The sequence below is a fragment of the Corynebacterium sp. ACRQJ genome (assembly GCF_022346045.1).
Lineage (GTDB): Bacteria > Actinomycetota > Actinomycetes > Mycobacteriales > Mycobacteriaceae > Corynebacterium > Corynebacterium evansiae.
This window is the reverse complement of record NZ_JAKRMT010000006.1, coordinates 52,284-76,420: the sequence shown is the minus strand read 5'-3', so window position 1 is coordinate 76,420 and position 24,137 is coordinate 52,284. Positions and strand designations below refer to the sequence as shown.

Sequence of the window (24,137 nt, the reverse complement as noted above, 5' to 3'; positions counted from 1 at the left end):
GGTTTTCTTGCCTTGGTTGCTGCATTAATGCCGTTAGTGCCCCAATCCTACGCGAAGCCCCCGATGGCGCCGAACGGGGTGCTGCGCCCCGCGCGGGCTTGCGCTGTGCCCCGGCGCCGCCCAGCTCTGGCTGGCTGCCGCCTTTCCAAACCGCCCGTACAGTGGGTGACATGACTACCACTGTGAAGGCTGTAATTTCCCGTGCAAAGAACGACCCCGTCGAGCTGACCGACATTGTGATCCCCGATCCGGGCGATAACGACGTGATCGTCCGCATCCAGGCCTGCGGCGTATGCCACACCGACCTGGCCTACCGCGATGGCGGCATCACGGACGACTACCCGTTCCTGCTGGGCCACGAGGCCGCTGGCGTGGTCGAGCAGGTGGGCGACCGCGTGACCCACGTGGAGGTCGGCGACTATGTGGTGCTGAACTGGCGCGCCGTGTGCGGCCAGTGCCGCGCTTGCAAGAAGGGCGAGCCGAAGTACTGCTTCGATACTCACAATGCCTCGAAGAAGATGACCCTCACCGACGGCACGGAGCTGGAGGCCGCTCTGGGCATTGGCGCTTTCGCTGAAAAGACGCTGGTCCACGAAGGACAGTGCACCAAGGTGAACTCCGATGCCGACCCTGCGGTCGCAGGTCTGCTGGGATGTGGCGTCATGGCCGGTCTCGGTGCCGCAGTGAACACCGGTGAGGTCAAGCGCGGCGAGTCCATCGCCGTGATCGGCGTAGGTGGCGTGGGTATGGCCGCGATCGCCGGTGCAGCCGTTGCGGGTGCGACGAAGATCATTGCTATCGATATTTCTGACGCCAAGCTTGCCCGCGCAAAGGAGGAGTTCGGCGCTACCCACACGATCAACAGCTCGGGGCTTTCGGATGATGAGCTGGTGGAGAAGGTCCAGGAGATCAACGGCGGATTCGGCGTGGACGTGGCGGTGGACGCCGTGGGTCTGCCGCAGACGTACAAGCAGGCTTTCTATGTGCGCGACCTGGCCGGCCGCGTGGTGCTGGTGGGCGTGCCGACTCCGGAGATGACCCTGGAGCTGCCATTCCTGGACGTGTTCAGCCACGGTGGTGCGCTGAAGTCCTCTTGGTATGGCGATTGCCTGCCGGAGCGCGACTTCCCGATGTACGTGGACCTGTACCAGGAGGGCCGCTTCCCGCTGGATCGCTTCGTGGACGAGCGCATCGGAATCGATGGCGTGGAAGATGCCTTCGAGAAGATGAAGCAGGGCGAGGTTCTGCGCTCCGTGGTGGAGTTTAAGTAGGCAGGCTGGGGTGTAGACCCGAAGACATTCAGGCCCCAGAAATATCAGACCCGAGAAATCTCAGGCACGCGAGTTAGAAGAGGAAGCATGAGCGAGCACAAGTTGGAAAACCCGCAGATCGAGCAGTTCGAAACCTCCGGCAAGTTCCGCCTGGACGGCGGCGAGTGGGACGTGGATAACAACGTCTACCTGCTGGTCAACGATGACAAGTGCATCGTGGTGGATCCGGCGCACGACGCGCAGGCGGTAATCGACCACGTGGGGGATCGCACCGTGGAGGCGATCCTGCTGACCCACGCGCACAACGACCACTGCGAGCTGGCCCCGGAACTGGCAGAGAAGTGGGGAGTGAAGGTCTACCTGCACGAGGACGACCGGATGCTGTGGGAGGAATCCAACGGCGACGCGCCGTTTACCCCGATCGACGTGGAGGATCCGCGCTGGGCGGACTGGGGTGTGCGCCTGTACCACACGCCGGGCCACTCGCCGGGCTGCATCGTGGTGGAGGTTCCGGGGCAGAACGCGCTGCTCTCTGGCGACACGCTGTTCAACGGTGGCCCGGGCGCTACGGGGCGGAAGTACTCGAGCTTCCCGACGATCATCGAGTCCCTGCAGTCCACGGTGTTTATCCTGCCGCACGATTTGAAGGTGTACCCCGGCCACGGCGACACCACCACTGTGGGTGCCGAGGCTGCGCGCATCGAGGAGTACATCGAACGTGGATACTGATACCCCCTAGGGGTATACTGGGGGCATGGCTATAATAGATCTCGACATCACGGGCATGACCTGCGCCTCCTGCGCGAACCGCATTGAAAAGAAGCTGAACAAGCAGGAGGGTGTGACCGCCACCGTCAACTACGCCACGGAAAAGGCGCACATCGAAACGGAGGAGGGGGCGGCTTCCGACGCGGACTCCTACATCGCCATCGTGGAGAAGCTCGGCTACGGCGGCAGCGTGCCTAAGCCGGAGAAGCCCGCCGGCGACGACCCCGCCGCCAAGGAGCTGCGCGGCCTGAAGCGCCGCCTAGTGGTCGCCGTCGTGCTGGCCACTCCGGTGATCCTGCTGGCGATGATCCCGCCGCTGCAGTTCGACTACTGGCAATGGGTCAGCTTCGCCCTGGCCACCCCGGTGATCCTGTGGGCGGGTTGGCCTTTCCACAAGGCCACGTGGGTGAACCTGAAGCACGGCGCGGCGACGATGGATACCCTCATCACCGTCGGCACCTCGGCGGCCTTCCTGTGGTCGCTGTATGCGCTGTTCTTCGGCCATGCGGGCGAGCCGGGCATGCGCCACGGCTGGTCCATCCTGAACCATGCGGGCGACCCGATGGGGGACATCTACTTCGAGGTCGCCGCGGGCGTGGTGACCTTCGTGCTGGCGGGTCGGTACTTCGAGAAGCGCTCCAAGCAGCGCGCGGGGGATGCCATCCGTGCGCTAACGGACATGGGCGCCAAGCAGGTCACCGTGCTGCGGGAAGGCACGGACGGCGCTGGTGCAGGTGTGCAGGAGCAGCTGATTCCCATCGAGCAGCTGCAGATCGGCGACCGCTTCCTGGCCCGCCCTGGCGAGAAGATCGCCACGGATGGCCGCATCCTGGACGGCACGTCCGCCATCGATCAGTCCATGCTCACCGGCGAGTCCGTGCCCGTCGATGTTGGCCCCGGCGACGAGGTCGCGGGTGCCACCATCAACACCTCCGGCCGCCTGGTTGTGGAGGCCACCCACGTGGGCGAGCAGACGAAGCTCGCGCAGATGGCGAAGCTGATCGACGAAGCCCAGTCCGGCAAGGCCGACGTGCAGCGCCTGGCCGATAAGGTCTCCGGCATTTTCGTTCCGGTCGTCATCGCGATCGCGCTGATTACGCTGCTGTTCGCGGGCTTCAGCAATGCGGTCGCGGTGCTGATCATCGCGTGCCCCTGCGCCCTTGGTTTAGCGACGCCCACAGCCCTGCTGGTTGGCACAGGTCGCGGGGCCGAGCAGGGCATTCTGATTCGCGGACCCGAAGTTCTCGAGGGCGCGCATGCCATCACCACCGTTGTGATGGATAAGACCGGCACGGTGACGACGGGTACGATGCGGGTAGTCGACGTGGCCCCGACAGACGCATCGCGCGAGGAGGTTCTGTGCGCCGCGGCGGCGGTGGAAGCGTACTCGGAGCACCCCATCGGCCGGGCCATTGCAGAGGCCGGCCGGGAGGAGATCGGCGGCCTGCCGGAGGTCTCCGGATTTAGGAACCTTCCTGGACACGGCGTGGAGGGAACCGTCGAGGGCCAGGTGATACGGGTTGGCCGTGGGGACGAGGGGGCGTCCACAAATAAGGCAACCACAGTCAATGTGAGCGCGGATGGGCGGGCGATCGGCACCATCAGCGTGGCCGATACAGTGCGGCCCACCAGTGCCGAAGCGGTGCGGAAGATGCACGAGATGGGCTTAAAGACCGTGCTGCTGACCGGTGATAATCAGCAGGTGGCGGACGCCGTGGCGCGCGAGGTTGGCATCGACGAAGTGATTGCCGGGGTGATGCCGGAGGACAAGGTGGCGCACATCCGCTCGCTGGAGAACGTGGCGATGGTCGGCGACGGCGTGAACGACGCGGCGGCGCTGGCGAGCGCGGACCTGGGCATCGCGATGGGTTCCGGCACGGACGCGGCGATTGAGGCGGCGGACATTACCGTGATGCGCGACGATCTGCTGGCCGTGGCGGATGCGCTGCGGCTGGCGCGCAAGACGCTGCGGACGATCAAGATGAACCTGTTCTGGGCGTTTGCTTACAACGTGGCGGCGATCCCGCTGGCCGCATTCGGTCTGCTGAACCCGATGCTGGCCGGGGCGGCGATGGCGCTATCTAGTGTGTTTGTAGTGAGCAACAGCCTGCGGCTGAAAGGATTCAAGTAATGCACGGCTACTTGAGTGATAAGGAGCGCTACCTGGCGCGGCTGAAGCGGATCGAGGGGCAGGTACGCGGGCTGCAGCGGATGGTGGATGAGGAGCAGTATTGCATCGACATCCTCACGCAGGTCAGCGCGCTGCAGTCTGCGCTGAAGGGCGTGGCGCTGGGGTTGTTGGACGACCACATGAACCACTGCGTCCGGCACGCCGCGGAGGCCGGGGGAGAGGAAGCCGAGGAAAAACTGGCGGAGGTATCCCAGGCCGTGAAACGGCTGGTTCGGTAGGTTGCTGGGGTGCGGGGCGCAGGGGCTGCGCTACAGGTGGTCGATGGCGTACTGGGCCTGGTCGTCGGTGAAGCCGGAGTTAGTCTTTAGCATCTCGAGCAGCTCTTCCTCGGGCAGGGGAGAGCCTGTTTCGTTGAGTTTGCGCGCGCAGTTGAGAGCCTGCTGATTCCAGTCGGGATCGAGCTTTTCGATGGCCGTGGTGATTTGATCGTCGGAGTACCCCTGGAGCTGTAGGTTCTCGCGCAGCCCCTTTTCGGAAAGGTTGAATTTGAGGGCAGTCATGGCGGCATCGTTGGCTTGCCGCTGGGTCTTGGGAGCGTCGGTTGGCTGGGCGATGGCCGTACTCTCAGTGGATTCCATGGCGGTGCTGCCTGTGGCCTCGCTTTCGGACGTGGAGTATTGGTTGAGCTCGCTTTGTGGGGCGTTGGATGCCTTCGCGGGGGCGTTGGCTGGCTCCGTGGCTGGCGGCGTAGTCGAAGTGCTGGCTGGGCGCTGGTGCGCGGAGGCTGCGGCGGGCTGTGGGTTGATTCCGCGACCGTAGTCCTTGTTGTTGGCAACGTACCAAATCGCTGCGACGAGGATGCCGACCAGGACGATGGCGCCGATGAAGATTAGCGCGAGGCGGCCGTTGATGGGGTCTTGGAGGGCGTCTTTCTGAGAATCTGCGTGGGAGTCTCTCTGAGGCGTGCTGTCGGGGGAGGGCATCTAACTAAAGTCCTGGTACTCGTTGCTGGGTGCGTGTTGGGTACTTGCGGGCGACGTGTACGGCGCCTGTGTGGGAGGCGAAGGCACAAAGCCCGGTCGTAGTAGTAGATGCGGCAGGGAGGTGTTTTGTTTCCGCGGGCGGGGTATTTGAGGTTAGGAGTCTTCTATTCGTCGCCCGTTGGCAAAAACACTCGCCAATGCGACCAAATCAAATCCAGCAATAATGCTTGCGCTGATTACATATCCCAAAAAGGCTAAGTAGCCACAAAGGACTAGGACTGCGATTACTGCGGTGAGGAGAACTGGGTCGTTTCGGAGTTGCTCAGAGCTGATGCTCGTACCAATGCTGCGTTGAGTGAAGTCTTCGGCGCTGGAGGTGGCATTAGGCTTTGCATGCGGCGGTACGTCGCGGCGCCCTGTAGATCGAGGATGCTGCCCACTCCCGTCAGGAACGCCCGGCGTTTGCTGGGGTTCGTGGTCGTCATGGTTCATTACCTTACCCTTCTGAGCTCGCTTGGTGAATGCTTGTGGTGGTTGAGAACAGGTGTGAGTGTAAGGCAACGACAAGACAAGTCAGCACATAACCGAGTATTAGTTCGATTACGTGGCGAGGTTTTGAAGGTTATAGCGCTTCCGCTCCAACGCGGCAAACCCCGATCTTCTGCGTAGTGCAGCCGATCGGGGCTTGTAAGTTGCTCCCCCAACTGGGCTCGAACCAGTGACCTTTCGATTAACAGTCGAATGCTCTGCCAACTGAGCTATAGGGGATTAAGTTGTGTGAGCTCGGGGGTTGATTCCCTTGCCCTGTGCAACGAGATCATACTCTATATGGCAATGGTGTAAACAGACAAATCGGCTGTTCAGGGGTGTATTTCTGGGGATAGATAGGAGTGCGGTCGGGGTTGGATACGTCGAAAGCGGGGTATATGAGAGCCCGTGCCGGGCGGTGTGGTTGAATCTTTTGTGAGCAAGCCGCTCGGTTGGAGTGGTTTGGCTTTGCTGGGGGCTATAGCTCAGTCGGTTAGAGCCGCGGACTCATAATCCGCTGGTCGCGGGTTCGAGCCCCGCTGGCCCCACAAGAATACGGGAAAGGGCATGTAGGAAGGGGTGCTCTGTTCGCCGTCTGACTGGAATGCTTCCTGTCTGGCGCTTTTCCAGATGATGTCTAATGACGCCGTCACTCCAACAAATGTCGCCCTCAAAGCAGCTGGGAAGGTTCGGCCCGCCATGGTTCACATTCGCGGAGGTGGCCACTTCGACCCGTACGTGGAGCCGTTGTTCTCGGAGATTATTGAGGAGCAGCTGGAGTTTCTGCGACAGGAAGTCCCAGTGGTTTAAGGGAGCCTCAACAGAGTTTCGGCTCTGATCAAATACTGGAGCTTAGCCGCAGATCTGTTGGCCCTACAGCCCCAACCCCTCAATCCCGTGCACCGTCACCGTCTCGGAGAGCGCAACGCGGCCCGGAGCGGTCTTGTACACCGGACTGGATTCATCCGCCTGGCCGAACGTCAGCGCGGTAACAAGCTTGTACTCCTCATCCACGCCCAGGAACTCGCGCACCGTCGGCGCCAGCAGGGAGATCATGCCCTGGGGTACTCCGTGGTAGCCGTGGGCAGTCAGGGAGAGCAGGAAGTTCTCCGCGTACGTCCCCTGGTCGAACGCCGCCCGAATACGGTCGCCCATCGGTGGGATGAACATCAGCGCAGAGTACGGGGCGCCGAAGAAACGCAGGTTCTCGCGGACGAACTCCGTACGCGCCTCCTTATCCTCGCGGGCAATGCCCAACAGCCCGTACATCTTCGCCGCCAGCTCCTTAGAGCGCTGCGGGTGTACTCCCTCGCCGTAGTCCACAGTGAAGTCGGGGTTCAGCCCGTTGGTATCGAACTCCTCGATGAGTGCGGCACTCAAGTCCTTCAGCTTCTGTCCACCGATCACGTGGACGTTCCACGGCTGCGTGTTGGAGTTTGAGGGCGCGGACTGGGCATCCAGCAGAATCTCCTTGATGTCCTCTGCCGGGATCTCATCCGGCAGGAAAGCGCGAGGGGAGTGGCGGTTGCGTATAAATTCAGAAAAATTCATGCTCGCCACCGTACGCTCTTTTCTGCTTCCAACACCGGTCACCGGTGTCTGCTCCAAGCAATCATGTGGATGGCCGACCATCGCCTTTAAGGAGTTCACCCTAAGGGCGTCAATAAGTAGTCAATAAGCCAACGACAAGCAACAGCAGTGAGTCACCTTGCTTTCATTTCATAAAAGTGACCTCCGTTACTTATTATTTGGAACATGTCTGAACCCACTGTTTCCAAACCAATGATTGAACTCAAGGGAGTGAACAAGCACTTCGGCGAGTACCACGCTCTTCGGGACATCAACCTCGAAGTACCGGCAGGCCAGGTTGTCGTGATCCTCGGTCCCTCTGGATCCGGCAAGTCCACGCTGTGCCGCACCATCAACCGCCTAGAGACCATCGACGATGGCGAAATCCGCATCGACGGTGAACTGCTGCCGGAAGAAGGCAAAGACCTCGCCAAGCTCCGCGCAGAGGTGGGCATGGTGTTCCAGCAGTTCAACCTTTTCAGCCACATGACCATCCGGGATAACGTCACGCTGGCACCCACCAAAGTCCGCAAGGTCAGCAAGGAAGAGGCACGCAAGACCGCCGAAAAGCTCCTGGATCGCGTGGGCATCGCCGCCCAAGCCGACAAGTACCCAGCTCAGCTATCCGGCGGCCAGCAGCAGCGCGTAGCTATCGCCCGCGCGCTGGCCATGGACCCGAAGGTGATGCTCTTCGACGAGCCGACCTCCGCCCTCGACCCAGAGATGATTAACGAGGTCCTCGACGTCATGACCGACCTCGCCAAGGGCGGCATGACGATGGTGGTTGTCACCCACGAGATGAGCTTTGCTCGCCGCGTCGCGGATCGAATCCTGTTCATGGCCGAAGGCGCCATTGTTGAGGACGCCGACCCGGAGACCTTCTTCACGAACCCGCAATCCGATCGCGCCAAGGACTTCCTGGCGAAGATCGTGAACCACTAGTTCGGGAAGCGAGTTACACATGTCTACTTTCAAAAGCGCACTCAAGCGCCTCACCGCTGCAGTGGTCGCCACCGCAAGCGTGGTGGCGCTGACCGCGTGCGGCTCTGGCGGTGCCCGCGACCTGCTGGCGGATATCGAATCCGGCCACGTCGTAATGGGCACCAAGTACGACCAGCCGAACCTGGGGGAGCGCACCCCAGACAAGCAGTTCGCCGGCCTGGATACCGACGTTTCCCGCTACGTGGTGGAATACATCGCAAAGAAGCACGGCTGGGCCACGCCAGAAATCGAATGGCGTGAAACCCCTTCCGCGCAGCGCGAGACCCTCATCAACAACGGTGAGGTCAACATGATCACCGCCACATACTCCATCAATAAGGGCCGCCTGAAGGCCGTGGACTTCGCAGGCCCGTACGTGGTCACCCACCAGGCGCTGCTGGTCCGCGAGGATTCCGGCATCAAGGGCCTGAAAGACATCGCGCCGGGCACCCGCCTGTGCTCCGTATCCGGCTCCACCCCGGCACAGAAGGTGAAGGACGCGCTGCCAGAAGTGCAGTTGCAGGAGTTCGACACCTACGCCGCATGCGCGGAAGGCCTGAAGCAGGGCGTGGTGGACGCAACCACCACGGACGCGACCATTCTGGCCGGCTTCGCACAGCGCTACAAGGAGCGATTCGACGAAGACTACAGCGTCATCCAACTAAAGAACGATGACGGCAGCTTCTGGACCAACGAAAACTACGGCATTGGCCTGCCCAAGGGCGACGACAAAGCCAAGGCCGAGGTCAACGAAGCGCTGAACGAAATGCACGATTCCGGCGAGTTCCAAAAGATCGTCGCCAAAAACCTGGGCGACAACGTGGATATCGGCGAGAAGCCAAAGATCGGCGACCTGTCGTTCGTCGACGAGAAGTAGGAAGGAGGAACGCACTATGAACCCCGAACTATGGTCCGAGATGAAGCCCGAACTGCTTCCAGCATTTTGGGTGACCGTCAAGTTGACGTTCTTCTCCGCGGTCGGGTCGCTGATCTTCGGCATTATCCTGACCGCCATGCGCGTGAGCCCTGTGGGCATCCTGCGTAACCTGTCCGCGTGGTACATCAACATTGTTCGTAATACCCCGCTGACGTTGATCATTTTGCTGGCCTCCATGGGCCTGTACTACAACCTGGGCCTGCTGCTGGCGGTGGAGAACGATTCCTTCATCGAAAAGCAGAACTTCCGCCTGGCAGTCCTAGCCTTCGTGGCCTATACCTCCTGCTTCGTGGCGGAATCCCTGCGCTCCGGTATCAACACGGTGCCCTTCGGCCAGGCCGAGGCCGCCCGCTCCTTGGGGCTTAGCTTCGGCCAGAACTTCCGGTACGTGATCTTCCCGCAGGCCCTGCGCGGTGCGATCGTGCCACTGGGCAATACCCTGATCGCGCTGACAAAGAACACCACCATCGCCTCGGTGATCGGTGTGGCCGAAGCGTCCTTGCTGATGAAGACCCTCACGGAGGACTACGCCAGCGACATTCTGGTGATCTTCGGCGTAATCGCAATCGGATTTATCATTTTGACGCTGCCTACCGGGTTGTTCTTCGGCTGGGCAGGTAAGCGATGGGCGGTGAAGCGCTAATGACTACACGTGCAACGGTTCTTTATGACGCCCCAGGCCCGAAGGGCCGCAGGCTCAACTCGATCCTCACGGCGATCACCGTCGTAGTGGTCGCTGTGATCCTTGTCCTGGTGGCAATGAAGCTCAACGAAAAGGGGCAGTTTGAGTCCGAGAAGTGGTCCTTCTTCCTGGAGGGCACCACGTGGACGACCTACATCATCCCAGGCCTGATCTCCACGATCGGCGCGGCTGTGGTCTCCATCGTCTTGGCGATGGCCATCGGTGCGCTGCTGGGCGTGGGCCGACTGTCCACCTCCGCACCCGTGCGCTGGATCTGCGGCATCATCGTGGAGTTCTTCCGTTCCATCCCAGTGCTGGTACTGATGCTCTTCGCCTACGCGGTGTTCTCCCTGCTGCAGCTGGTGCCCTCCAGCTGGCTGGGCTTTTCCGCAGTGGTCTTCGGCCTGACGATGTACAACGGCTCCGTGATCGCAGAAACCCTGCGCTCCGGCATCCAGTCTCTGCCGCGCGGCCAGCGTGAAGCAGCGATTGCACTGGGCCTGAGCCACCGCCAGTCCATCAACCTGATCCTGCTGCCGCAGGCCGTCGCCGCCATGCTGCCGGCGATCATCTCCCAGATGATCATTGCCCTGAAGGACTCCGCGCTGGGTTACATGATCGGCTTCGTGGAGGTCGTCCGCTCCGGCCGCCAGTTGGGCGAGTACTACGGCGCGATGATCCCGGCCCTGCTGTTGATCGCAGTGATCATGATCGTGATCAACATGATCCTGGCGAAGCTGGCCGAGCGCATCGAGGTCCAGCTGCGTTCCGGCCGTGCCCGCCGCAACATCGTGGCCAAGGTTCCGCACCAGAAGGAACAGGGTATCGAAACCAAGGACAACGCCTACGTTGACTGGCGCGCAGAGGGCCACGAGGACCTGCGCACCACCTTCGAGTAGCCGCGCCGCGCCAGGCTAGCTCAACGCTGCCAGGGCGGGGCAGGGGGGAGCTAGCCCAGCGCCTCCCATAGGCGCTGGTTGAAGCCATCCCAGCGCTGCTTGGCCCAGTCGCCGAAGTTCTCATCCGTAAGAACGACGGCGGCTTTTTTCTTGCTCCCACTTCGGTCAAACCAAAGGAAAGTCCCCGACTGGCCGAAGTGCCCCGCCACCGTTTCAGGCATCCCCTCGCCCAACCAGTGCGGCGACTTCTCGCCGTGCAACTCAAAGCCCAGACCCCACGGGCAAGGCTTCTGCATCCCGTAGCCCGGCACCACTCCGGAAAGCTCCGGCCATTGAGGCTTCAGCGCCTCGTTCAAGGTAGAGGGAGCCAGGACTGAGGGCGTCAAAAACTCAGAAGACAACACCGCAAGAGCATCGACCGAGGCAGAAAAACCATGCCCCGCGCTGCCCTCGACCTTCACCTCGATGCCCAGTGGCGCGCACACGCCCTCGGCGACGTAGTCCGCGAAGGGCATGTCGGCCTCCGCGGCGATGAAATCCGCTAGCACCTCGTAGCCCGCCGAGGAATAAATCCGCCGGGCACCGCGCGGCTTCTCCGGGGAGCGACCGCGGAAACCAATTCCGCTGGTGTGGGCCAGCAGCTCGCGGACGGTCGGCAGGTCGTCGAACTCGGGCAGCAGCTTAGCGGGAACCTGCTGGTCCAGCTCGAAGGCGCCCTCCTCGACTGCCAGCAGGGTGGCGTAGGCGGTGACCAGCTTGCTCACGCTGGCCAGGGGGAACTGCGCGGACGTGTCACCGAAGGTGGCGGTTTGGGTACCCGCCCCGTCGGCGGTTTCGCCACCCCACAGCGCCGCAGCGGCCACGTTGTCGACGGGCCAGTCCTGCAGCTCGGCGAGTACGTCCTCTACCGCGCTGCTCACTTATCCACCAGGCCAACCAGCTCGTCGATGGTCTTCACCCGGTTGATGTCCTCGTCCGGTACCTCCACGCCGAACTCCTCCTCCAGGCGCACGGCAATGTCCATCAGGGACAGCGAGTCGATGTTCAGGTCATCGCCCAGGCGCTTGGAGCCCTCCAGCTCCTCGCGCTCGATGCCCGTCGCATCCTCCACGACGTCCAGTACGATGCTGCGCTTGTCCTTCTCGCCGGAGCCAGCCGAGCTAGCGCCGTTCTTGTCCGCGCCCGCCGTGCCCTCGGCGCCAGTGCCAACACCCTCAGCGCCGTCCTTCTTCAGCTTCTTCGACAGTGCCGCAGCCAGCTGGTTGTTTTGTTCAGCCATGATCGTTCCTTCTCCTGCCACTCCATATTCGCCTGCACGCGGGGCGCTAAGCTAAAAGCCTTGTGGCTAAAGCTCCAGCGCAATCCCGCATCGCGCGGCCGTTTGTACACTCATCCTAACAATCTTGCGAAGGTCATTCCTATGCGTCCCGTCACCGCCGTCCGCAACCTCGCCAGCATCGTGTTGCGCGACCCTCCCGCCGTACCGGGCTTGCCGCGCGCACGCTGGATCCATCGCCTGACCATGGACGACGGCACTAAGGTCGCGGTCCACGAGGTGCGTTCTTACTCTTTTTCTTTTGAGGACGCCCCCTCGTCCGCCCCTACAACCCTCATTCTCGTGCACGGCTTCAACCTGACGGCGGCTTCCTGGTTCTTCCAATTGGCCGCACTGCGCGAGCAGCCGAACTTACGCATCCTGCTGCCGGATCTGCGCGGTCACGGAGCCAGCGAGGATGCCCCAGGGCTGGACATTGAACGCACCGCCATCGACCTGGCCGCGACCATCCGCGAGCTCGCGCCGACGGGCAGGCTGATCCTGGCGGGTCATTCGATGGGCGCTATGACCGTACTTGGCGGCCTGCGCCACCTGGACAAGGCCGACCTGCAGCGGGTGGGTGGCATCGCGCTGATCAACGGCGCGATCGATACCTTCGCCTCTGCGGGTGTGTCCCAGATTCTGCATTCCCGTCTGGTGCGGGCGACCCGCTGGCTGGGCGCCAAGAGCCCGAGCCGCCTGGAATGGGCAAAGTCGCTGGTGGAATGGGCTATCAAGCCCGTCATCGCCGCATTCATCTACCACGGCTCGCTGGACGAAGGGGAATCCGATAACTTCGACGTCCTGACTTTCCACGCCAACGAGATCGCCGGGACTTCCATGCGCACGCTACTGGGCTACCTGGACGACCTGACCGAGCACGACGAGCTTGCCGCCGCCGAGCTATTGGCGGACATTCCCGGTGAGATCCTGGTCGGAGCGATGGATGACGTCACCCCGCCCAGCCAGAGCGAACGCATCCATGACCTTTGGCCGCGTGCCGATTTCCACGAGTACCCGGAATCCGGGCACATGCTGCCTGTCGAGCGCCCGGAGGACGTCACCCGGGCGCTACTGAACCTACTGGGCTAGTTGGCTGCTTGGCAGCAGCTAGCTTGCCGCCAGCTCGTCGCTAGTTGGCTGCAGTCGGATCGTCGATCTTGAAGCGCTCGGCGGCCTCCGCAGCCACGGAGCGCTCGATCTTGCCCTCGCGCGCCAGTCCCAGCAGCACGCCCACCACGATGGACTCCGCATCCACGTTGAAGTACCGGCGCGCCGCCTCGCGAGTATCCGCAAAACCAAAGCCATCGGCACCCAGCACCACATACTCGCCCGGCACCCACTTGCGCACCTGCTCGGCCACGGTGGTGGCGTAGTCGCTCACCGCCACGAACGGACCCTCCGCTGCCTCCAGCTGCTGGGTAATAAATGCCGTGCGGGGCTCCGCAGCCGGGTCGCGCAGCTGCTCCAGCTCCACGGCCTGGCCATCGCGGGCCAGCTCGTTCCAGCTGGTCACAGAGAACACGTTCGCGTCTACGTCGAACTCCTTCAGCAGCTCCTTTGCCTTCAACGCTGCCGTCATGGCCACGCCAGAGGCCAGAATATTGGCCTGCAACTCCGCTGAGTCCGAGGCGGCGTCATAAAGGTAAATACCCTTGTGCAGCCCCTCCACATCGAGGTTCTTCGGCTCCGCCGGCTGGTGGATCGGCTCGTTGTATGCGGTGAGGTAGTAGATCACGTCCTCGCCGCGACCATCGTTGCTGTTCTCGCCGTACATGCGCTCGATGCCACGGTGCACGATGTGGGCGATCTCGTAGGCAAACGCCGGGTCGTAGGTCACCACAGCAGGGTTTGTGGACGCCAACACGGGGGAGTTGCCGTCCATATGCTGCAAGCCCTCGCCTGTCAGCGTGGTACGGCCCGCGGTGGCTCCGATCAGGAATCCGCGAGACATCTGGTCTGCGGCTGCCCAGATCTCGTCGCCCACGCGCTGGAAGCCGAACATCGAGTAGAAGATGTACAGCGGGATCATGACCTCGCCGTGGGTGGCGTAGCTGGTGCCAGCGGCGATGAAGGAAGCCATAGAGCCGGCCTCCGAGATGCCCTCGTGCAGAATGTGGCCGTCGGTGGCCTCCCGGTAGGAGAGCATCAGGTCGTGATCCACCGGCGTGTAATTCTGGCCGTGCGGGTTGTAGATCTTCAGCGTCGGGAACCAGGAATCCATGCCGAAAGTACGCGCCTCATCCGGGACGATCGGCACGATGCGCTTCTTCAGCTCGTCGTCGCGCATCAGGTCCTTGAAGACGCGGACCAGCGCCATCGTGGTGGCGACCTCCTGCTTGCCGGAGCCCTTGCGGGCCAGCTTCGCGATGGAAAGATCGGGCATCTTCAGCGGCGTGAACTTCTCGCGGCGCTCCGGCAGGAAGCCGCCGAGCTCCTTGCGGCGGTTCAGCATGTACTGGATTTCTTCCGCATCCTCGCCGGGGTGGAAGTATGGCGGCAGGTACGGGTCCTTCTCCAGCTCCTCGTCGGAGAATGGGATGTCCTGCTTATCGCGCAGGATCTTCAGATCCTCTAGGGCGAGCTTCTTCATCTGGTGGGTCGCGTTGCGGCCCTCGAAGTTGTGGCCCAGGCCGTAGCCCTTAATGGTGTGGGCCAGGATGACAGTCGGCTGATCCTTGGTCTCCAGGGCGCGCTTGTAGGCAGCGTAGATCTTGCGATAGTCGTGACCGCCGCGGCGCAGGTGCCAGATCTCCTCGTCCGTCATGTCCTCCACCAACTTGGCGGTGCGCGGATCCTTGTTGAAGAAGTACTCGCGGACGTAGGCGCCATCGTTGGCCTTGAACGTCTGGAAGTCGCCGTCCGGGGTGGTGTTCATCGCGTGGACCAGGGCGCCCTCTTCGTCGCGGGCGAACAACTCGTCCCACTCGCGGCCCCAGACGACCTTGATGACGTTCCAGCCGGCGCCGCGGAAGAAGCTCTCCAGCTCCTGGATGATCTTCGTGTTACCACGCACCGGCCCGTCCAGGCGCTGCAGGTTGCAGTTGATGACGAAGGTCAGGTTATCCAGGTTGTTCAGCGCGGCGGTTTGGATCAGGCCGCGGGACTCCGGCTCGTCCATCTCGCCATCGCCGAGGAACGCCCAGACGTGCTGCTGGGACGTGTCCTTGATGCCACGGTCGTGCAGGTAGCGGTTGAAGCGCGCCTGGTAGATGGCATCCATGGGGCCCAAGCCCATGGAAACGGTCGGGAACTCCCAGAACTCTGGCATGCCGTGCGGGTGCGGGTAGGAGGGCAGGCCGTGGTCCGGCTTGGAGGCCTCCTGGCGGAAGGCATCCAGGTCTTCTTCGGAAAGGCGGCCTTCCAGGAAAGCGCGGGCGTACATGCCGGGGGAGGCGTGGCCCTGGAAGAAGATCTGGTCGCCGCCGCCTGGGTGATCCTTGCCGCGGAAGAAGTGGTTCAGGCCGACCTCGTAGAGCGGGGCCGCGGAGGCGTAGGTGGAGATGTGGCCACCCACCCCGATACCTGGGCGCTGGGCGCGGTGGACCATGATGGCCGCGTTCCAGCGGATCCAGCGGCGGTAGCGCTTCTCGATCTCCTCGTCACCCGGGAAGTCGGGTTCCTGGGTGGTGGGGATGGTGTTCACGTAATCAGTGGACAGCAGGGGCGGCAGAGGGACGCGCTTGGCGGTGGCGCGCTCCAGCAGGCGCAGCATCAGGTAGCGGCCGCGATCCGGGCCCGCGGATTCCAGCAGCCCGTCGAGGGAATCCATCCACTCCTGGGTTTCCTCCGGGTCGGAATCGGCCAGGTAGGAGGCCACTCCGTCTCGGATCAAAGCAAAGTTGCTGGCATCGTATGCGCTGTTGTTCTCTTCTGCCGAAGTGGACATTGGTTCGTCCTCCTAAGATCCGCGGGTTGTGGGGCGCCTGTGGTCTAGGCCCCTTGTGGTTTCCACAGTACGTCAAAGTCGCGTTATAAAACCTCCGTTGGAAGCCTGACTATGTTAGGTTCAAAAATGAAGATTTTTAACCACACCAGCTGCGATAACCGCAGGGGCGTGTAGCGGTTGTGATACGGCCACTACGTGCTGGCGGTTAGGCGACGGGCTGGTTTTCTTAGAAAGGTACGAAATAACAGTGGCAATGGCCCCCGGTACGGCTTCGGGCTCTGCAGGCTCCGCTGGCGGTGCACAAGGCAATGGCGCGAAGGGCGCACAGCGCGCGCAGTCTCAGAATGGACACGATTGGGCGGACCTGCTCAATGTCGAATCCGACAGCCTGATCCAGGAGATCGGTTGGGACGAAGACTGCGACGACAGCATCAGCGAAGCCCTGGAAGACGCTATCGGCGATGCCCTGTTGGATATCGACACTGACGAAGTGGTTGACGTCGTACTCCTGTGGTGGCGCGACGAGGACGGCGACTTGGTCGACGGCCTCGTCGATGCAACCCGCAGCCTGGGGGAGGACGGCCGCATCTGGCTGCTGACCCCCGCGAAGCTGGACGCCGGCCGCGTGGAGCCGGGCGTGATCGCCGAGTCCGCCCAGCTGGCGGGCCTGGTGCAGACCAAGTCGGAGCGCCTGGGCGACTGGCAGGGCGCCTGCCTGGTTTCCTCCGGCACCAAGCGCTAGTTTCACCCACGGCACTGTCTCCGCCACCGCTTGCCGCGCGGCGCTGCTGGCGCCGCGTTGCCGCTTGCCGCACTCCTAGCACTGCTCGCGCCTGGCTGCTTGCCGCGCGCCCCGCGCCACCTGCGGTTTCGTTGTTTTGCGGGTCGACGTGCTAGAGTCATAAACGCTTCAAACAGCACGCGCCTTTAGCTCAGCTGGAAGAGCAGCTGGTTTACACCCAGCAGGTCGGCGGTTCGAACCCGTCAGGGCGCACCAAAATTTTTTTCAGCCTCGTAGCCACTTCGGCCGCGGGGCTGTTTTCGCTTTCCACTCCGCCCGCCCCTGCTCCGCCTATTTGGCCGCCCCCGCTGGTCGTGGCAATAATGGAGCACATGGCATCCTCGAAGCGCAGCGGCTGGCGAAACTTCCTCACACCCGGATGGGTCATCACCGCCATCCTGGTCCTCGCCTTCACCTACGCCGCATTCAGCTTCCTAGCCCCCTGGCAGCTGGGGAAGAACAAGGACAAAAACGCCTTCAACCAGCGCCTCGAACAATCCCTGCAAACCGACCCCGCCCCGATCACCGATGTGATCCCAGGCGACGGGGAATCAGTGGGCGTCGAAAAAGAATGGACCAGAGTCGCACTACAGGGCCAATTCCTGCCGGACAAAGAGGTGCTGCTGCGCAACCGTCCGGTGGAATCGGCCCACTCTTATCAATCGTTGACGCCCTTTCGGCTCGACGGTGGGCAGACCGTGTTGGTGCATCGCGGGTGGGTCGCCGTGGAGGGGGACGGGGCTGCGCCTCGGCTGAAATCTGCGCCGAATGGTGAGGTGAAGGTGACCGGGTTCATCCGCATGAGCGAGGGTGTGCCGGATGCGGAGCCGACGGAATCTCAGGGATTTACGCAGGTCACGGGCATGTCGACGAAGCAGATTTCCGAGGCGACGGACGAGGATCTGGCGGCGGATTATGTGCAGCTAGATTCGGAGAGCGTCGACCGCCTGAACGGCATGGCCGGTGGCGATGCTCCAGACCTGCAGGCGCTGCCTTTGCCGCACTTGGATGGTGGCACGAACTTGTCCTATGGAATTCAGTGGATTGCGTTCGGCATTCTGGCGCCGGTCGGCCTGGGCTGGTTTGTGTATGCGGAGATGCGCGAGCGCCGGCGTGAGCGCGAGGAAAGCGCCGAGGTTGCCCGCCTAAACGCCCAGATCACCGACGGTGCCGGTGGGGGAGCCGGTGATGGCGGTGAAGGTGCTGGTGATGGTGGTGACGGTTCAGCTGCTGGCGCGCGTTCCGGTGTCGCTGAAGCTGCAGGCGACGTTGCTGCTAAACCCAAGCCGGCCGACTCCAAAAAGTCAGAGCCCAGTGGCGCCGAGAAGCCGAAGTCTCGGAAGCGTTCCGACCTCACCGACCGCTATGGAGGCACCCGCTCCCGCTTCGAGGAACGCCGCGCGGAAAAGCGCGGCAGGGAGCGCTTCTAGTTCCCTCAAACTGCCGCCCCGGCCGGAGGGATGTTGGGTCGGCTCGCGGAATGCTGGTCCCCCGGACTGAGGAATGTCGTTAGATCGGGAATGCGAGAGGGCTACCGTCCGCGAATGTCGTTAGATCGGGAATACGTCAACGCCGACGGAGAACCAAGATTTTTCAAAACTCTCTGACCTGCGGGTTTGTGTAGATGAAAATAGTTGGCATCAACGTTTTCTCGTTCTAGCGACATTTGCCCATCTAACGTGGCTGAATATGCCCGCCCCGGCGACATTTGGCTGTCTGAAGCAGCTCTGAGGGCTCGGTCCGTTGGCATTTGACTATGTGGAGCGGTTGAGAATGCCCGACCTCGGCGGCAATCGGTGGGGCGGGAAGGGCTAAATGTCGGAAAAGTTGCAAAACGGAAAATCAGCAATCGGTCGGCGCGCAAACAAAATGCTCTGACCTGCAGGTATGCGTTAGTGAAAATTGACTGCAATAACGTTTTGCAACTTTTCCGACATTTAGGTGCCAGCGGTGGCGTCTGGAGGCCTTGCGGGCCCGATGTTTTGCAACTTTTCCGACATTTAGGTGCCAGCGGTGGCGTTTTGAGGTCTGCGCAGACGCTGTTCTGCAACTCTGCCGAGCAGTAAGCGGCGGAAAGGCCTCCGGCCCCAGCTATCCCGGCGCCCGCGTCCGCGGGACTAACGCCCCAGCTGCTCCCGCACGTACTCCACGATCCCCGGCACGGCGGCCTCAATCTGCTGCCCGACCTCGGCAAAGTCCGACCGGTGGCCATAGTAAGGGTCGGCGACTTCGGCACCGGCGGGGGAGTTGGCGTCAAAGCTACGGAACAACCGAATGCGCTCCGGGGCAACACCCGCGCTGCGCAACCCGCGCACGTGCCCGTCGTCCATGGCCAGGAAGAGGTCGGCGCCCAAATGCGCAGGTCCGAGCTGTGCCGCGCGGTGCGCCGTGCCGTCGTAGCCCAATGACGCCAACTCATCCACCGCCCGACCATCAGCGCCGTCGCCGATGTGCCAGCCGCCGAGTCCGCAGGAGTTCAGGGTCACGGGTGCGTCGGCGGAAGCGGGCGCGTCGGCAGCATCAGTGGCCGGGGAGTGGCTGGTGGCGATGCCGGCTTCCTCGAGGCCGGCGCGCAGAATCACCTCGCCCATCGGGGAGCGGCAGATGTTGCCCGTGCATACGACAGTGATGTGCATTGAGTTCCTTTCAGTTATTCAAGGACTTGCGGTTCGGGACTGCATTGCGCTGGTGCAGCGCTGGCAGCGCAGCCCGGCTAGCCCTCGTTTGCCCAGCGCTGCACCAGCGCGTCTAGCTCCTCGAGCGTGTCCACACTGTAGGCGGCCTTGGCGTGCTCTTCCTCGGAACCGTAGCCCCAGCCAACCAGCACCGTGGGGATGCCGGACTGTGCGGCGCCCTCCACGTCGTGGATGCGGTCGCCGATCAGCAACATCTTCGTCGGGTCGAGGGCCTGCAGGCCTTCCTCGGCGCTCATGTGAGCCAGGAATTCCCGCACCTCGGGAGCCTCTTTCAGCTGCTCCAGTGCATACTCAATCACGGCAGCCTTGGACCGGCGGGTGCCATCCTCCTGGGCCGCGCCGAGTACCGCGAAGTACTTCAGCATGTCGTGTTCGCGCAGGATCCGCTCCGCCGACACCTCGGACTTCGACGTCGCCGTGGATAGAATAATGCCCTCGCTGGACCACTTTTCCAGCAGGTCGCGCATGCCAGGGAACGGGGTGGCTTCCTTCCAGCGCCCGTTTTCCTGGTCCGAAAGGTACGTGTCGAAGACCTTCTGCAGCAGCTCGCCTTCCAGGCCAATGTCCCGCAGGGTCTCCACCATCGGCGGGCCGGGGATCTCGCGCACGCGCTCCTCGGGAGGCACCGGCACCCCGTGTGCCTCCAGGGCGTTTACAAAGCTGGCGCGGATGCCGGGGTAGCTATCCATCAGCGTTCCGTCTACGTCTACAAGCAGAATTGGTAAATCTCGCACTCCTCCAGTGTGTCAGATCTGGCTAGGCTGGGTGGAGCATGCAGCCAGCCGAGCGAGCAGCTGGGCTGGCAGCACCTTGCAGCAGCACATAGCAGTACCCCAGGAGAATCCGTGCCCGAGCCATCTAAGAACCAAACCATCGTCGCCGACGTCGTCGCCGCCCTGGAGGCCGCCTACCCGCCCCACCTCGCGGAATCCTGGGACGCGGTAGGCCTGATCTGTGGCGACCCCGCCGAGCCCGCGGACAAGGTCGCCTTCGCCCTGGACTGCACCGACGCCGTCGTGGATGCCGCCATCGCCCAGGGCGCCCAGATGCTCGTGGTTCACCACCCGCTGCTGCTCCGCGGCGTCACCGGCGTGCCCGCCAACTCCCCGAAGGGCCGCATCGTCCACAAGCTGATCCGCAATGGCATCGCCCTATTCGCCGCGCACACGAACGCGGATTCCGCCCGCCCCGGCGTGAACGATCGCCTAGCTGAACTCCTCGGCGTCACCCCGGGTGCACCTCTGCGTCCGATTCCTTCCGGCACCGACAAGTGGGGCTTCACCGTCCCTCTTAATGACGCCCCCACGGTGAAATCCGCCATCTTCTCCGCAGGCGGTGGCGCGCAGGGTGACTATGAGCAGGCCTGTTTCGAGTTCTCCGTCACCGGCCAATTCCTGCCCACGGAGGGCGCGAATCCGCACCTCGGCGCGGTCGGGGAGGTCGAGACGGTCGAGGAAGTCCGCATCGAGTTCGTAGCCCCCGCCGCGAAGCGGGAAGCCATCCGTTCAGCCCTCATCAAGGCCCATCCTTATGAGGAGCCGGCCTACGACTGCGTGGAAACCTCCCTGCCCACGCCCGCCGACCAGCAGCTGGGCATCGGGCGCGTCGGCGAGCTGGATACTCCAATGACCCTGCGGGAGTTCACCGCCCGCGTGGCCGAGCGCCTGCCCGCCACCGAATGGGGCGTGCGTGCAGCCGGGGACCCCGATGCCATGATCCGCACCGTCGCCGTCGCCAGCGGCGCCGGCGACAGCTTCCTCGGTCAGGTCGCAAAGATGGACGTGGACTGCTTCGTCACCTCCGACCTGCGCCACCACCCGGTGGATGAGCACCTGCGCATGGGCGGATGCGCGGTCATCGATACCGCCCACTGGGCTAGTGAGTTTCCGTGGTGTTTCCAGGCGGAAGGCGTCATTAAGAAGGCAACGAAAGCACAGACCACCGTGATCAACGTGCGCACCGATCCGTGGACAGTGCACGAAAAGTAGGAGGGTAACAGCGATGCGTTGGACGACCGACGACCGAAAGAATCTGGCAGACCTAGCGCGCGACCAGGAGGAGCTGGGCATCGCGCAAGCGCGGCTGGACTCGCTGCCGGAGCAGGCGAAGCTGGAGGAGCTGCAGGCTCAGAAGCGCGAGGAACGCCGCCAGCAGGTGCTGAACAACGCGCAGGTCAGAAGCGACCAGGCGACCCTGATGCGCCTGCGCCAGGACGTGGCGAAGCTCAAGGAGCGCGAGCGGGCGAACGTGGCGGGGCTGAACTCGCAGACCGACCCGGAGCGGCGGCGCGACCTGAAGCACGACCTGCGCAGCACCCGCGACCGGCTGAAGGACCTGGAGGGGCGGCTGGAACGCTCCGTGAAGGTGCAGTCGATGTTCAGCGGGGCCAACTCCGCCGCCGACGAAGCCGACGACCAGACGCATGCGCAGATCGACGAGGACATCGCCGCAGCACAGACCAACCTGGACCGCGCGACCAACGCCCTGGAGGCCGACATTTCCGCCATCAAGGCCCGGCTGACCCAGCGCCGGACGGCACTGGAAGACACGAACGCGGAGCTGCTGAACGCCTACGACCAGCAGCTCGCCGAGCACGGGGTGGGTGCCGCGCCGTTGAAGGGGCGGACGTGCCAGGCGTGCTTCATGGAGCTGGACCCGCTGTCGCTGAGGGAGATCGACGAGCTGGCCGCAGACGGCAGCGGGGAAGTGCCGCGATGCCCTGAATGTAATGTCCTGCTGCTGCGATAGAGTGGCCTGAAGACGACAAGACGAGGGTGATGAGTGATGCGCTTAGACGTGGAATGCGACGGAGGATCCCGCGGTAACCCGGGCATCGCCGGCTGCGGCAGTTCGGTCCTGGAGGGTGACCAGGAAGTAGCCGCACGCTGGGAGTTCATTGCCAAGGCTACGAATAATGTGGCGGAGTACCAGGGGCTCATCAACGCCCTGGAGCTGGCCATTGAGGTGGCGAAAATGCGTGGGGTCGCCGCCGCGGATCTGGAGATCCAGGTGCGCATGGATTCCAAACTCGTCGTCGAGCAGATGAGCGGCCGCTGGAAGATCAAGCACCCTGACATGAAGCCCCTGGCCGCGCGGGTGAAGGAACTCGAGGCGACCCTCGCCGCCGTTACCTACAACTGGGTGCCGCGCGCGCAGAATAAGCGCGCCGACGAACTGGCCAATCGCGCTATGGATGATGGGGTTGGGGGTCGTTGGTTTGATGACGCCCTCTCGTTCCAACCCGCCGCCAGTTCAGCCGAGGCCGGCGGGGATGCCGCGCCGGGGTCTGCGGGTGCTGCGGGGGCTTCGGGCGCTGCGGGCAATGAGAGCGCGGGCGCGGAGGCCGTGACCGATGCCGCGAGCGCGCCGGAGTGGCACCCCGGCGGGAACCCGACCCGCCTGTGGGTGCTGCGGCACGGGCAGACGGTGATGAGCGTGCAGAAGCAGTTCTCTGGACTCTCCGACCCGGAGCTGACCTCCCACGGGCGTGAGCAGGCCCGCCGGGCCGCCGCCTACGTGGCCGGTCAGTTGTCTGGCGGTGCTGGTGGCAACGCTAGTGCGGGAAGCAGCGCTGGCCCGGTGGCGATCTACAGCTCCCCACTGAAGCGCACCCGCCAGACCGCGGAGGCCGTGGCCGAGGCACTCGCGGAGGCCGCAGCGGTCGGCGGTTCCAGCAGCGCCGGTGGCCCTGGCGCCGCCAAGCCGCGCGTCCACGTGACCGAGGCCCTGATCGAGATGAACTTCGGAGATTGGGAAGGTCGCACCTTCGCCGAGGTCATGGACGAATTCCCCCTCGAGCATGACGCCTGCTTCTGGGACAGCGCCGCCGCCCCCAGCGGAGGCGAAAGCCCCGATGACGTGCTCGCGCGCGTGCGCCCCTTCCTCCGCGACGTGGCTCGCAACCACCCAGGCGAGGACGTCGTGCTGGTCAGCCACGTCACTCCCATCAAATCCATTCTGCGCCACGCCCTCTGCGCAAGCGGCGCACTGTACCGCACGCTGCACCTGGACCTGGCAGGCTTGAGCGTCATCGAAATCTTCCCGGATGGTTCAGAAGGTTCCGGGGGAGAAGTGGGCGTCAATAATAAGGGCAGCAACAAGGACAGCGCCGTGGTGCGAAGGGTCAACGATACGCACTTCCTCGATGGAGAAACCGTGCGCTAAAGTTAAGCCTTGTCGAGACGGCCGGGCGATCGCGGCGCGCGGAACCACCCTGCACACGGGGCAGGCCGGGCGCGGAGGAAAGTCCGGACTCCACAGGGCAACGGTGGTTGCTAACAGCAACCCGGGGCGACCCGCGGGAACAGTGCCACAGAAAACAAACCGCCCGCCACGCGCGGGTAAGGGTGAAAAGGTGCGGTAAGAGCGCACCAGCACCCCAGGCGACTGGGGTGGCTAGGTAAACCCCACCGGGAGCAAGGTCAAGGTGCCCGCACGCGCGCCATCCCAGATGGTGCACAAGCGTGCGGCGTAGCTCTAGGGCTGCCCGCCCAACAATGAGCAGGTAGGCCGCTTGAAGCCACCAGCAATGGTGGGCTCAGATGGATGATCGCCTCGTCCCACGCCTTCTTCGCGTGCCCTCGCGGTGCTGCGGAGTGGGCGGAGGATAGGACAGAATCCGGCTCATAGGTCGTCTCGGCGCAAAAATTTTTTCTGGGGGTTTCCGGCGTGGCTAGATACGTGGCCGGGGCGGGGCGGTTGTGCCAC

At 63.4% G+C, this 24,137-nt stretch carries 22 protein-coding genes, 3 tRNA genes and 1 other RNA gene; 17 read left to right on the top strand and 9 right to left on the bottom strand.

The window, feature by feature from the left end:
- Positions 1-170: 170 nt before the first annotated feature.
- The 4 genes from MHX52_RS05075 to MHX52_RS05060 all read left to right on the top strand — a co-directional run bounded on the left by MHX52_RS05075 (position 171) and on the right by MHX52_RS05060 (position 4,448).
- The gene (locus tag MHX52_RS05075; protein ID WP_239316913.1) at positions 171-1,271 is read left to right on the top strand and encodes an S-(hydroxymethyl)mycothiol dehydrogenase; all 1,101 of its coding nucleotides are present in this window, start codon (positions 171-173) and stop codon (positions 1,269-1,271) included.
- Positions 1,272-1,358: 87 nt separating this feature from the next.
- The gene (locus MHX52_RS05070) at positions 1,359-2,000 is read left to right on the top strand and encodes an MBL fold metallo-hydrolase (RefSeq protein ID WP_239316911.1); all 642 of its coding nucleotides are present in this window, start codon (positions 1,359-1,361) and stop codon (positions 1,998-2,000) included.
- A gap of 25 nt (positions 2,001-2,025) precedes the next feature.
- A complete protein-coding gene (locus MHX52_RS05065; RefSeq protein ID WP_239316909.1) occupies positions 2,026-4,170 on the top strand; it encodes a cation-translocating P-type ATPase in 2,145 nt (714 codons plus the stop codon).
- The gene (locus tag MHX52_RS05060) at positions 4,170-4,448 is read left to right on the top strand and encodes a metal-sensitive transcriptional regulator (RefSeq protein WP_034967151.1); all 279 of its coding nucleotides are present in this window, start codon (positions 4,170-4,172) and stop codon (positions 4,446-4,448) included. The genes MHX52_RS05065 and MHX52_RS05060 overlap by 1 nt, the downstream gene beginning before the upstream one ends.
- A 30-nt stretch (positions 4,449-4,478) precedes the next feature.
- On the opposite strand, the gene MHX52_RS05055 is transcribed toward MHX52_RS05060, so the two are convergent.
- The 3 genes from MHX52_RS05055 to MHX52_RS05045 all read right to left on the bottom strand — a co-directional run bounded on the left by MHX52_RS05055 (position 4,479) and on the right by MHX52_RS05045 (position 5,921).
- Entirely contained in the window at positions 4,479-5,153 is a 675-nt protein-coding gene (locus MHX52_RS05055) for an Ltp family lipoprotein (RefSeq protein ID WP_239316907.1), read from the bottom strand.
- A gap of 284 nt (positions 5,154-5,437) precedes the next feature.
- Positions 5,438-5,638, bottom strand: coding sequence for a hypothetical protein (locus MHX52_RS05050; RefSeq protein ID WP_239316906.1), 201 nt, complete (start codon positions 5,636-5,638; stop codon positions 5,438-5,440).
- A 210-nt stretch (positions 5,639-5,848) separates the two neighbouring features.
- A tRNA-Asn gene (locus tag MHX52_RS05045) sits at positions 5,849-5,921 on the bottom strand.
- A gap of 234 nt (positions 5,922-6,155) precedes the next feature.
- Between MHX52_RS05045 and MHX52_RS05040 the strand changes: the two genes are divergently transcribed.
- Positions 6,156-6,229: transfer RNA gene (locus MHX52_RS05040), tRNA-Ile, on the top strand.
- 325 nt (positions 6,230-6,554) lie between these two features.
- On the opposite strand, the gene MHX52_RS05035 is transcribed toward MHX52_RS05040, so the two are convergent.
- A complete protein-coding gene (locus MHX52_RS05035) occupies positions 6,555-7,232 on the bottom strand; it encodes a nitroreductase (RefSeq protein ID WP_239316904.1) in 678 nt (225 codons plus the stop codon).
- Between the two features lie 231 nt (positions 7,233-7,463).
- Here MHX52_RS05035 and MHX52_RS05030 point away from each other — a divergent pair, with 231 nt between their 5' ends.
- From MHX52_RS05030 to MHX52_RS05015, 4 genes are read left to right on the top strand one after another with little or no spacing between them, the layout of a single operon-like run.
- Positions 7,464-8,192, top strand: a complete 729-nt coding sequence (locus tag MHX52_RS05030; protein WP_035006226.1) for an amino acid ABC transporter ATP-binding protein — start codon at positions 7,464-7,466, stop codon at positions 8,190-8,192.
- A 19-nt stretch (positions 8,193-8,211) separates the two neighbouring features.
- On the top strand, positions 8,212-9,108 hold the full coding sequence (locus MHX52_RS05025; protein WP_049049038.1) for a glutamate ABC transporter substrate-binding protein: 897 nt from the start codon (positions 8,212-8,214) through the stop codon (positions 9,106-9,108).
- 16 nt (positions 9,109-9,124) lie between these two features.
- Positions 9,125-9,811, top strand: a complete 687-nt coding sequence (locus MHX52_RS05020; protein ID WP_049049036.1) for an amino acid ABC transporter permease — start codon at positions 9,125-9,127, stop codon at positions 9,809-9,811.
- On the top strand, positions 9,811-10,749 hold the full coding sequence (locus tag MHX52_RS05015) for an amino acid ABC transporter permease (protein ID WP_239316902.1): 939 nt from the start codon (positions 9,811-9,813) through the stop codon (positions 10,747-10,749). The genes MHX52_RS05020 and MHX52_RS05015 overlap by 1 nt, the downstream gene beginning before the upstream one ends.
- 50 nt (positions 10,750-10,799) lie before the next feature.
- Here MHX52_RS05015 and MHX52_RS05010 read toward each other — a convergent pair whose 3' ends face one another.
- Both MHX52_RS05010 and MHX52_RS05005 read right to left on the bottom strand, forming a co-directional pair.
- The gene (locus tag MHX52_RS05010) at positions 10,800-11,669 is read right to left on the bottom strand and encodes a serine hydrolase domain-containing protein (protein WP_049049033.1); all 870 of its coding nucleotides are present in this window, start codon (positions 11,667-11,669) and stop codon (positions 10,800-10,802) included.
- A complete protein-coding gene (locus MHX52_RS05005; protein WP_049049031.1) occupies positions 11,666-12,028 on the bottom strand; it encodes an acyl carrier protein in 363 nt (120 codons plus the stop codon). The genes MHX52_RS05010 and MHX52_RS05005 overlap by 4 nt, the downstream gene beginning before the upstream one ends.
- Before the next feature lie 141 nt (positions 12,029-12,169).
- On the opposite strand from MHX52_RS05005, the gene MHX52_RS05000 reads away from it, so the two are divergent.
- Complete coding sequence (locus MHX52_RS05000; RefSeq protein ID WP_239316900.1) at positions 12,170-13,156, top strand: alpha/beta fold hydrolase; 987 nt, start codon at positions 12,170-12,172, stop codon at positions 13,154-13,156.
- Between the two features lie 40 nt (positions 13,157-13,196).
- Here MHX52_RS05000 and aceE read toward each other — a convergent pair whose 3' ends face one another.
- Positions 13,197-15,953, bottom strand: coding sequence for a pyruvate dehydrogenase (acetyl-transferring), homodimeric type (gene aceE, locus MHX52_RS04995; protein WP_239316898.1), 2,757 nt, complete (start codon positions 15,951-15,953; stop codon positions 13,197-13,199).
- Between the two features lie 247 nt (positions 15,954-16,200).
- On the opposite strand from aceE, the gene MHX52_RS04990 reads away from it, so the two are divergent.
- From MHX52_RS04990 to MHX52_RS04980, 3 genes are all read left to right on the top strand, one after another.
- Positions 16,201-16,695, top strand: coding sequence for a DUF3052 domain-containing protein (locus MHX52_RS04990; protein WP_239316897.1), 495 nt, complete (start codon positions 16,201-16,203; stop codon positions 16,693-16,695).
- Positions 16,696-16,874: 179 nt separating this feature from the next.
- A tRNA-Val gene (locus MHX52_RS04985) sits at positions 16,875-16,950 on the top strand.
- A gap of 116 nt (positions 16,951-17,066) precedes the next feature.
- The gene (locus tag MHX52_RS04980) at positions 17,067-18,164 is read left to right on the top strand and encodes an SURF1 family protein (protein WP_239316896.1); all 1,098 of its coding nucleotides are present in this window, start codon (positions 17,067-17,069) and stop codon (positions 18,162-18,164) included.
- Between the two features lie 687 nt (positions 18,165-18,851).
- Here MHX52_RS04980 and MHX52_RS04975 read toward each other — a convergent pair.
- Positions 18,852-19,370 (bottom strand): low molecular weight protein-tyrosine-phosphatase, encoded by a 519-nt coding sequence (locus MHX52_RS04975; RefSeq protein ID WP_239316895.1) that lies wholly within the window; start codon positions 19,368-19,370, stop codon positions 18,852-18,854.
- Between the two features lie 77 nt (positions 19,371-19,447).
- The gene (locus MHX52_RS04970; protein WP_035006198.1) at positions 19,448-20,164 is read right to left on the bottom strand and encodes an HAD hydrolase-like protein; all 717 of its coding nucleotides are present in this window, start codon (positions 20,162-20,164) and stop codon (positions 19,448-19,450) included.
- Between the two features lie 111 nt (positions 20,165-20,275).
- Here MHX52_RS04970 and MHX52_RS04965 point away from each other — a divergent pair, with 111 nt between their 5' ends.
- The 4 genes from MHX52_RS04965 to rnpB all read left to right on the top strand — a co-directional run bounded on the left by MHX52_RS04965 (position 20,276) and on the right by rnpB (position 24,072).
- Complete coding sequence (locus MHX52_RS04965) at positions 20,276-21,418, top strand: Nif3-like dinuclear metal center hexameric protein (RefSeq protein ID WP_239316893.1); 1,143 nt, start codon at positions 20,276-20,278, stop codon at positions 21,416-21,418.
- 13 nt (positions 21,419-21,431) lie between these two features.
- Positions 21,432-22,178 carry a C4-type zinc ribbon domain-containing protein gene (locus MHX52_RS04960; protein ID WP_035006193.1) on the top strand — a complete coding sequence of 249 codons (747 nt, stop codon included), beginning with the start codon at positions 21,432-21,434 and terminating at the stop codon, positions 22,176-22,178.
- A gap of 36 nt (positions 22,179-22,214) precedes the next feature.
- Positions 22,215-23,594, top strand: coding sequence for a bifunctional RNase H/acid phosphatase (locus tag MHX52_RS04955; RefSeq protein ID WP_239316891.1), 1,380 nt, complete (start codon positions 22,215-22,217; stop codon positions 23,592-23,594).
- 13 nt (positions 23,595-23,607) lie between these two features.
- An RNA gene (gene rnpB / locus MHX52_RS04950) (RNase P RNA component class A) lies at positions 23,608-24,072 on the top strand.
- The last annotated feature ends 65 nt before the right edge of the window (positions 24,073-24,137 follow it).

Excerpts from the sequence above, each read along its gene's own strand:
- MHX52_RS05000 (WP_239316900.1), top strand. The coding sequence starts at position 12,170 with ATGCGTCCCGTCACCGCCGTCCGCAACCTCGCCAGCATCGTGTTGCGC.
- MHX52_RS05025 (WP_049049038.1), top strand. The coding sequence starts at position 8,212 with ATGTCTACTTTCAAAAGCGCACTCAAGCGCCTCACCGCTGCAGTGGTC.
- MHX52_RS05035 (WP_239316904.1), bottom strand. The coding sequence starts at position 7,232 with ATGAATTTTTCTGAATTTATACGCAACCGCCACTCCCCTCGCGCTTTC.
- MHX52_RS05015 (WP_239316902.1), top strand. The coding sequence starts at position 9,811 with ATGACTACACGTGCAACGGTTCTTTATGACGCCCCAGGCCCGAAGGGC.
- MHX52_RS04960 (WP_035006193.1), top strand. The coding sequence starts at position 21,432 with ATGCGTTGGACGACCGACGACCGAAAGAATCTGGCAGACCTAGCGCGC.
- MHX52_RS05060 (WP_034967151.1), top strand. The coding sequence starts at position 4,170 with ATGCACGGCTACTTGAGTGATAAGGAGCGCTACCTGGCGCGGCTGAAG.
- MHX52_RS04975 (WP_239316895.1), bottom strand. The coding sequence starts at position 19,370 with ATGCACATCACTGTCGTATGCACGGGCAACATCTGCCGCTCCCCGATG.
- aceE (WP_239316898.1), bottom strand. The coding sequence starts at position 15,953 with ATGTCCACTTCGGCAGAAGAGAACAACAGCGCATACGATGCCAGCAAC.
- MHX52_RS05005 (WP_049049031.1), bottom strand. The coding sequence starts at position 12,028 with ATGGCTGAACAAAACAACCAGCTGGCTGCGGCACTGTCGAAGAAGCTG.
- MHX52_RS04955 (WP_239316891.1), top strand. The coding sequence starts at position 22,215 with ATGCGCTTAGACGTGGAATGCGACGGAGGATCCCGCGGTAACCCGGGC.
- MHX52_RS04980 (WP_239316896.1), top strand. The coding sequence starts at position 17,067 with ATGGCATCCTCGAAGCGCAGCGGCTGGCGAAACTTCCTCACACCCGGA.
- MHX52_RS05050 (WP_239316906.1), bottom strand. The coding sequence starts at position 5,638 with ATGACGACCACGAACCCCAGCAAACGCCGGGCGTTCCTGACGGGAGTG.
- MHX52_RS05030 (WP_035006226.1), top strand. The coding sequence starts at position 7,464 with ATGATTGAACTCAAGGGAGTGAACAAGCACTTCGGCGAGTACCACGCT.
- MHX52_RS05065 (WP_239316909.1), top strand. The coding sequence starts at position 2,026 with ATGGCTATAATAGATCTCGACATCACGGGCATGACCTGCGCCTCCTGC.
- MHX52_RS05070 (WP_239316911.1), top strand. The coding sequence starts at position 1,359 with ATGAGCGAGCACAAGTTGGAAAACCCGCAGATCGAGCAGTTCGAAACC.
- MHX52_RS05055 (WP_239316907.1), bottom strand. The coding sequence starts at position 5,153 with ATGCCCTCCCCCGACAGCACGCCTCAGAGAGACTCCCACGCAGATTCT.
- MHX52_RS05075 (WP_239316913.1), top strand. The coding sequence starts at position 171 with ATGACTACCACTGTGAAGGCTGTAATTTCCCGTGCAAAGAACGACCCC.
- MHX52_RS05020 (WP_049049036.1), top strand. The coding sequence starts at position 9,125 with ATGAACCCCGAACTATGGTCCGAGATGAAGCCCGAACTGCTTCCAGCA.